The 7,849-nt window shown below is 37.4% G+C and carries 7 protein-coding genes; all 7 read right to left on the reverse strand.

What is annotated here, in order from left to right:
• Positions 1-48: 48 nt before the first annotated feature.
• Entirely contained in the window at positions 49-813 is a 765-nt protein-coding gene (locus AACZ92_RS01530) for an ATP-binding cassette domain-containing protein (RefSeq protein ID WP_339696196.1), read from the reverse strand.
• Positions 810-1,550 (reverse strand): ABC transporter permease, encoded by a 741-nt coding sequence (locus AACZ92_RS01535; RefSeq protein WP_339696199.1) that lies wholly within the window; start codon positions 1,548-1,550, stop codon positions 810-812. Before AACZ92_RS01535 ends, AACZ92_RS01530 begins: the two co-directional genes overlap by 4 nt.
• A 75-nt stretch (positions 1,551-1,625) precedes the next feature.
• The gene (locus AACZ92_RS01540; protein WP_339696202.1) at positions 1,626-2,726 is read right to left on the reverse strand and encodes an alkaline phosphatase; all 1,101 of its coding nucleotides are present in this window, start codon (positions 2,724-2,726) and stop codon (positions 1,626-1,628) included.
• Positions 2,727-2,793: 67 nt separating this feature from the next.
• Positions 2,794-3,642 carry a glycosyltransferase family A protein gene (locus AACZ92_RS01545; protein ID WP_339696205.1) on the reverse strand — a complete coding sequence of 283 codons (849 nt, stop codon included), beginning with the start codon at positions 3,640-3,642 and terminating at the stop codon, positions 2,794-2,796.
• On the reverse strand, positions 3,643-4,164 hold the full coding sequence (locus tag AACZ92_RS01550) for a methyltransferase (RefSeq protein ID WP_339696208.1): 522 nt from the start codon (positions 4,162-4,164) through the stop codon (positions 3,643-3,645). It lies immediately after the preceding gene.
• 6 nt (positions 4,165-4,170) lie between these two features.
• Complete coding sequence (locus tag AACZ92_RS01555; protein ID WP_339696211.1) at positions 4,171-5,229, reverse strand: 3-oxoacyl-ACP synthase III family protein; 1,059 nt, start codon at positions 5,227-5,229, stop codon at positions 4,171-4,173.
• 129 nt (positions 5,230-5,358) lie between these two features.
• A partial coding sequence (gene gcvP, locus AACZ92_RS01560) for an aminomethyl-transferring glycine dehydrogenase (RefSeq protein WP_339696214.1) occupies positions 5,359-7,849 on the reverse strand: 2,491 nt, incomplete at its 5' end.

Here is a 7,849-nt window from a genome sequence, read left to right on the forward strand (position 1 = left end):
GTCCTTAAAATTATGGAAAATAATTGATACGTAACAGCTTAGGTTAAATTATTGTTCTTTTATCTGAACTTCTCTTATTTTTTTAAATAAATCTGAAGAATACACAAAGTTGGTTACATCTTCATTGTCGGTTTTAAAAATCTCTTCGTTGGTGCCTTGCCACACCAATTTTCCTAATTTAAGAAGAACTACTTTTTCTCCTATTTCCATAACCGAATTCATATCGTGGGTTACCACAACAGTAGTAATATCGTATTCGTGTGTCAACTCTTGGATTAAGTTGTCAATTAGCGTAGCAGTTTTAGGATCGAGACCTGAATTGGGTTCGTCACAAAATAAAAATTTAGGACGGTTAACAATCGCTCGGGCAATGGAAACCCGTTTTTGCATCCCTCCAGAAATTTCAGCAGGAAATTTTTTATTAACATTTTTAAGATCGACCCTTGCCAATACTTCATTAACGCGCTCTAGCATTTCACTTTTTTTCTGTTTGGTAAACATTCGTAAAGGAAACATCACGTTTTGTTCTATAGTCATTGAGTCGAACAACGCGCCACCTTGAAACAGCATACCAATATCTTCACGAAGAGCCCGCTGTTTTTCATCATCCATATCCTGTATGGCTTCATCTTCATAGTAAATGCGGCCTTCTTCTGGTTTAAAAAGCCCAATAAGACATTTAAGCATGACCGTTTTACCACTACCACTCTGGCCAATGATAAGGTTGGTTTTTCCTTTTTCGAACGTAGTAGAAATTCCTTTTAATATTTCTTCGTCTCCAAAACTTTTATGTATGTCTTCTACTTTTATCATGAGCTTAAAAGGAGTTGCGTTATTACGTAATTTGCTAGTATAATGAGCACACTGGTCCAAACAAAGGAGTTTGTACTGGCTTTACCAACTTCAAGCGATCCACCTTTCATATAATATCCTTGCCAAGACGGGACGGTTGCCAAAATGAAAGCAAATACGAATGTTTTGAAAAATGCATAAAATAACTGAAATGGAATAAAGTCGTCTTGTAGTCCTTCAATAAAAGCGGTTGAGGAAGTAAACCCACCATACACACCGGCTAACCAACCCCCAATAACACCTAAAAACATCGCTATAGCAATTAAAAATGGATAGAACATTAAGGCGATTATCTTCGGGAATACTAAATAATTTAATGAATTAATTCCCATTACTTCTAATGCGTCAATCTGTTCGGTAACTCGCATAGAACCAATGCTCGATGTAATGAATGAACCTACTTTACCAGCCATAATTATAGAAATAAACGTAGGTGCAAATTCTAATATTACCGATTGTCGAGTGGCAAAACCAATAAGCGATTCAGGGATTATTGGGTTTGTCATGTTAAGAGCGGTTTGGATTGCAACCACACCTCCCACAAAAAAGGAGATAAAAGAAACGATACCGAGCGAGCTGATGATTAAGTCGTCAATTTCCTTAAAAACAAGCTCCCGTAATACAGATCGTTTGGTAAAGCTACCAAAAACCTTTTTTAACATTATAAAATAGGAACCAATATCACGTAGGTACTTCATAAGCGTTTAAGATACTGCTAAAGTAACAAAATTCAATGAGTGTTGCTCGTAAAAATAAGTAAGGTATTTTAAATATTACTCCTCTAAAAGTAGTTGCTTTATTTTAGTGTAAATTTCAGTGTTTTCATAAATACCGTTAAAATGCTCAGCGCCAGGTCCTTTTGCGAAAACAGGAACCATAGTCGAAGAGTGCCCGCTTGTAGAAAAAGTAGATTTAATTTTATTGTAATCTCCTTCATCTGATGCTAATGTGAATCCGCCTGTTTCGTGATCTGCAGTAACAATTATCAGTGTTTCCTTGTTGATATTTGCAAAATCAAGTGCGACACCTATTGCTTTGTCAAAGTCTACTACTTCCCCTATTAAATAATCAGCTTCGTTTGAGTGTCCGCCCCAATCTATTTGAGAGCCTTCAACCATTAAAAAGAATCCTTCTTTGTTTTGTGTCAGTTTTTTAATAGCTAATTGTGTGGCGTCTGGTAAAAAGTCGCCGCGGCCGTCAATTTTTTTAGGCATGCCATCTTCAGCAAGGAGTATCGCTTCCTTTTTTTCTGAAAGAGTTGTTGGTAATTTATCAGTATATACCTGAAAGTCGTTTTCCTCTAACTCAGAATATAGGTTGCGACCATCTTTTCTGTTGTTGAAAAATTTCTGTCCTCCTCCAGCAAAAAAGTCGACGTCACTAGTAGGCATAAAGGCAGCGATATCTTCATATTGTCTTCTTTTTTTTACGTGTGCAAAAAAGCTAGCTGGTGTTGCATGTACAATGGAAGAAGTCGCAACTAAACCAGTGCTTAGTCCTTTTTTTGAAACCTCTTCAAGAATAGTGGGGGTAGGGACAGTGTCTAGATCCATACCAATGGCCCCATTGTATGTTTTTACGCCAGAAGCAAAAGCTGTAGCCCCTGAAGCCGAATCTGTGATAAGGTCACTTCCAGAGGATGTTTTAATAAGTCCAATAGTTGGGAAGCGTTCAAAACTTGAAGTGTTTTCTTGAAAGTACAACGCTGATGAAACTTGGCTCAAACCCATTCCATCACCAATCAATAAAATAACATTTTTAGGTTTTTTGTTTGTTGAAGTGGTTGTTAGGTTATTGTCTTTTACTTGTACTGATACACAGTTAGTGAATAAAACAAGGACAATGGCAGAAAGGAATAGGGAAACTAGTTTCATTACAGATTTTTGATGTTAATTAGCTGCAAAAATACATAGAATTGAATACCTACAAGTTATCGAAAGGTTATAAAAATTTCCTTTTAATTCCCTTCCAACGGAGCCTTCGAATAAAAACACCTTCTTTTTTTGAAACTATAGGTTTAATGGTGCTTTTTTTAGCTTTTAAATACCCACAAATACAATCGATAAAGTAATTGAAGCTCTTCTTTTTGAGGGAGAGTTTTGCGGAAGCAATTGTAGTTAAAACCAGTCCATATCGTAACCTGTAGAATGCTTCTCCTTGTTTGTAGCGAGCTGCTTTGGTGTAGGTTTTTCCGGTTGGTTTTAGATGTTTAACGTGTAAGGTTTTGTCCGTACATATTTGCCAACCGTGATATTGGGCTAGAAGTTCGTCAACGGTATCCCAGCCCATAGTGCTTTTTAGTCCGTTAATTTGTTGAAAGCATTCTTTTCGGTAAGCTTTTAATGCACCCCGAACATGATCTGCATTGGTTAAATTTTCTAAAACCCATTTTTCTTTTTTCTGAATGTAGCAGAAACCACCCGCTACTCCGCAGTTGGGGTTGTTTTTAAATAGGATAGAAATTTTCTCTAAATAATCCTTCGGAAAAATAAGGTCTGCATCAAATTTACAGATTACTTCATAGTCAGTATCTGAAACTTCAAGTCCTTTATTAAACGCATTAATTACTTTGCTTCCTGGTTCGTGTTTTGCTGTTGAGGTGGTTTCAATTCCGAAAATAAAAGGATAGGTAGCTGTAAATTGATTGATAATTGTTTGCGTGCCATCTGTAGAATGATCGTTTACAATAATTATTTTTTGAGGAAGCAGCGTTTGCGAGACTAACGACTGGAGCGTTTGTTCTAAGTAAGCTTCTTCATTATGCGCCGGTATGATGATACAGAATCTCATTTATAAGCGTTCTGCATACACCATATAATATCGTGGAGTAAAACGACGTAAAATGGGTCGAAATCCTACTTTTTTCACTGGATTCGTAAATTTTGTTCGCTTTTTAATGGTCCATCCGGCTTTTTCTAGCAACCAATCAAATTGCCAATCTTCAAATTCATGAAAATGGCGATCGCGTTCATCAGTTTTACTTTTATATGCTGAGGCGAACCATAATTTTAAAGGAACGGAAGCTACCAATTTTTTTGCCTGAATATCTTGTAATACGTTAAAAGGTGCTACAAGATGTTCAAATATTTCAAAAGCAGTAACCACATCGTAATCGGGGGTTTTTACTGCGTCTGTTTGTAGGTCAAGGTCTTCTCCTTTGGTGTTGGTAACGTTGAATCCTTTTTTTTGTAATATTTCAGAAAAAGGGTTGGTAATGCCTAAATCCAAAATAGATTCATCGGTTTTTACCACTTCTTTTAGAAACTTTAAAGTATGCTTGTAGCGTTTCTTCGGAAATTTGCCTTCGTACATATAGCTTTATACTTTGTAAAGAATTGCATTGATGTTCATTCCTGCACCTACACTAGCAAATAAGATGATGTCGCCTTTATTTATTTCGTGATTTTCCATCTTATTGTTCTTTACAAGATCGAACAGCGTAGGGATAGTAGCTACACTAGAATTCCCTAGTTTGTTAATGCTCATAGGCATAATGTTTTCGGGAGGAGTTTTACCGTATAATTTGTAAAATCGTTTTATAATGGCTTCGTCCATTTTTTCATTCGCTTGGTGAATAAAGACTTTCTTCAAATCTTTTATTGAAACATTGCCTTCTTCCAAACAAGCTTTCATCGCTTCTGGAACATTGTTTAGAGCAAATTCGTAAATTTTCCGGCCGTACATTTTAATATACCGACGTGTATCACTAATTTCTTGATTATTACTTTCTCCAAAAAAGATAAAATGAGCTTCATCATAAGCGAATGTTGCGCTGCTATGCGTGATTATACCAGAATCGCCATTTGTTTTTTCTACAACAGTCGCACCAGCACCATCACTATAAATCATTGAATCACGATCGTGTTGATCTACTACACGAGATAGTGCTTCGGCACCAATTACCAAACATTTTTGGGCGATGCCACTTTTAATAAAAGCGTTTGCTTGAATCATCCCTTCAATCCAACCGGGACAACCAAATAAAACATCGTAAGCAACACATTTTGAGTTTTCTATTCTCAGCAAATGCTTAACGCGCGAACCAATACTAGGAACGGTATCGCTTTGGTGGTCACCGTGTTTTACATCACCATAATTATGGGCAACAATAATATAATCCAACTCTTCCTTATCAATACCTGCATCTTCAATTGCTTTTTGAGCAGCAAAAAAAGCGATATCTGATGTTGTGAGCTCATTTTTGATGTATCGTCTTTCTGAAATACCGGTAATGGCTTCAAATTTTTCAATAATCACTGCGTTTTCATGTCCAAAAAGAGAGCCATCTTCATTGTAAAAACTATGGTTTTCAAATTGGTTATTAGGAGCTATCCCACTTGGAATAAAGCTTCCTACACCTGTTATCTTTGTACTCATTACGCTTTTTAATTTAAATTACTGAAATATAGTAAGTTAATAATAAACCATTCCGTTTTAGATTGCAATTTTAAAATCATAAAAAAAAATCCTCAACTGTTAAAGTAAGGATTTTTTGTTAAATAGCAGTTATGCTTCTTCCATATATGATTCAATAGGCTCGCATGTACAAACTAGGTTACGGTCGCCATAAGCTTCGTCAACTCTTCTAACCGTTGGCCAGAATTTGTTTTCGGCAACATAGTCCAAAGGATAGGCTGCATCTTTTCTGCTGTATGGGAAATTCCAACTATCATCTGTAAGCATTTTTAAGGTATGCGGTGCATTTTTAAGAACGTTATTGGTGTTTTCTTTTGAAACAGAGTCGATTTCCATTCTAATAGATATCATTGCATCACAAAAACGATCCAGTTCATATTTACTTTCACTTTCAGTAGGCTCTATCATTAGCGTACCTGCTACCGGAAATGAAACTGTCGGTGAGTGGAAACCATAGTCAATTAATCGCTTGGCAATATCGGTCACTTCAATGCCATGCTCTTTAAACGGACGACAATCGATGATCAATTCGTGTGCTGCACGGTTGCGCTCACCACTATAGAGGGTTTCGTAATGCCCCTTTAACCTTTCTTTGATGTAATTGGCATTTACAATAGCAAATTGAGTTGCCTGTTTTAAGCCGCTTACACCAAGCATTCTAATATATGCATACGATATTAAACAAACCAATGAACTGCCAAAAGGTGCAGCCGAAATAGCAGTAATGGCTTTGTCGCCACCTGTTTTGATTATTGGATTGGTTGGTAAAAATGGTACCAATTGTTTTGCAACACAAATTGGGCCAACACCTGGACCACCGCCTCCGTGAGGGATAGAGAATGTTTTGTGCAGGTTTAAGTGACATACATCTGCTCCAATATTACCTGGATTGGTTAGCCCTACCTGAGCATTCATATTGGCACCGTCCATATATACTTGTCCGCCGTTTTCGTGAATAATACTCGTCACTTCTTTAATGGCAGATTCATATACTCCGTGTGTTGATGGATATGTTACCATTAAAGCAGCTAAGTTGTCTTTATGCTTTTCGGCTTTTTCACGAAGATCGTCTACATCAATGTTACCATTGTCACCTGCTTTGGTCACGACTACTTTCATACCGGCCATAACTGCACTTGCAGGATTAGTACCGTGAGCAGATGAAGGAATTAAACAGATGTTTCGGTTTGATTCTCCCCGAGATTCGTGATACGCACGAATTACCATTAAGCCTGCGTATTCTCCTTGTGCACCTGAGTTAGGTTGTAATGAGGTTGCTGCAAAGCCAGTGATTTCGGTTAATTGATCTTCTAGCTTTTTTAATACTTGCTGATATCCTTCTGCTTGTTCAATAGGAACAAATGGATGAATATTTCCCCATTGTGGATCACTTAAAGGAAGCATCTCAGCAGCAGCGTTCAGTTTCATTGTACACGAACCCAACGGAATCATAGAATGATTTAATGATAGATCTTTGCGTTCCAGTTTTTTAATGTAGCGCATTAATTCCGTTTCACTATGGTAACTATTGAACACATCGCTGGTAAGGAATTTTGTTTGACGAGCCGCTTCGGCAGGAATTGCATTTCCTTTTATAATTTCTGTAACCTTAATTACCTTTTTATTGGTTGCTTCAGCAAAGACAGCCACTATTTTGTTAAGGTCTTTTAAGGTAGTTGTTTCATTAACAGCAATTGAAACCGTTTCATCATCGGGATAGTAGAAGTTGATGTTCTTGGCTTCGGCTATATATTTAATTTTAGTGGCATCGGTTTTAATAGCAATGGTGTCAAAATAGGTGTCATTCATTTGATATAACCCTATTTCTTCTAAAGCATTTGCTAATGTTGCAGTTGTGTTATGAACTTTATCTGCAATGTCCTGCAAACCATCTGGGCCGTTATATACAGCATACATTCCAGCCATTACAGCTAATAATACTTGTGCTGTACAGATGTTGGAAGTTGCCCGATCCCGTTTAATATGTTGTTCGCGGGTTTGTAACGCCATTCGTAGAGCACGGTTACCGTCAAGGTCTTTTGTAACACCAATAATACGTCCTGGTATGTGGCGTTTAAATTCTTCGCGTGTTGCAAAATAAGCTGCGTGTGGTCCTCCGTATCCTAATGGAATACCAAAACGTTGAGTGGTGCCTACAACAACATCAGCTCCAAAATGTCCTGGAGACTCTAGCTTTACCAAGCTTAAAATATCGGCGGCAACGGCTACTTTTATATCTGAATCGTTCGCTTGCTTTATAAAATCTTTAAAGCTATGTACGTTTCCAGTTCTTCCAGGGTATTGTAGCATAACGCCGTAAAATCCTTCAGAATAATCAAACTCTTTGTGATTACCCACCACGATTTCTACACCAATAGGTACAGCACGGGTTTGTAAAACAGAAAGGGTTTGTGGAAGTATTTCTTCAGAAACAAAGAATTTTACCGCATTACTTTTCTTTTGCTCTCGGCTACGCACAGCAAATAGAAGCGACATAGCTTCAGCAGCAGCGGTAGATTCGTCTAACAAAGAAGCGTTTGCCAATTTCATCCCTGTAAGGTCACTTACCATTGTCTGGAAG

Source organism: uncultured Marixanthomonas sp. (genome assembly GCF_963974425.1).
In the GTDB taxonomy this organism is placed as follows: Bacteria; Bacteroidota; Bacteroidia; order Flavobacteriales; family Flavobacteriaceae; genus Marixanthomonas.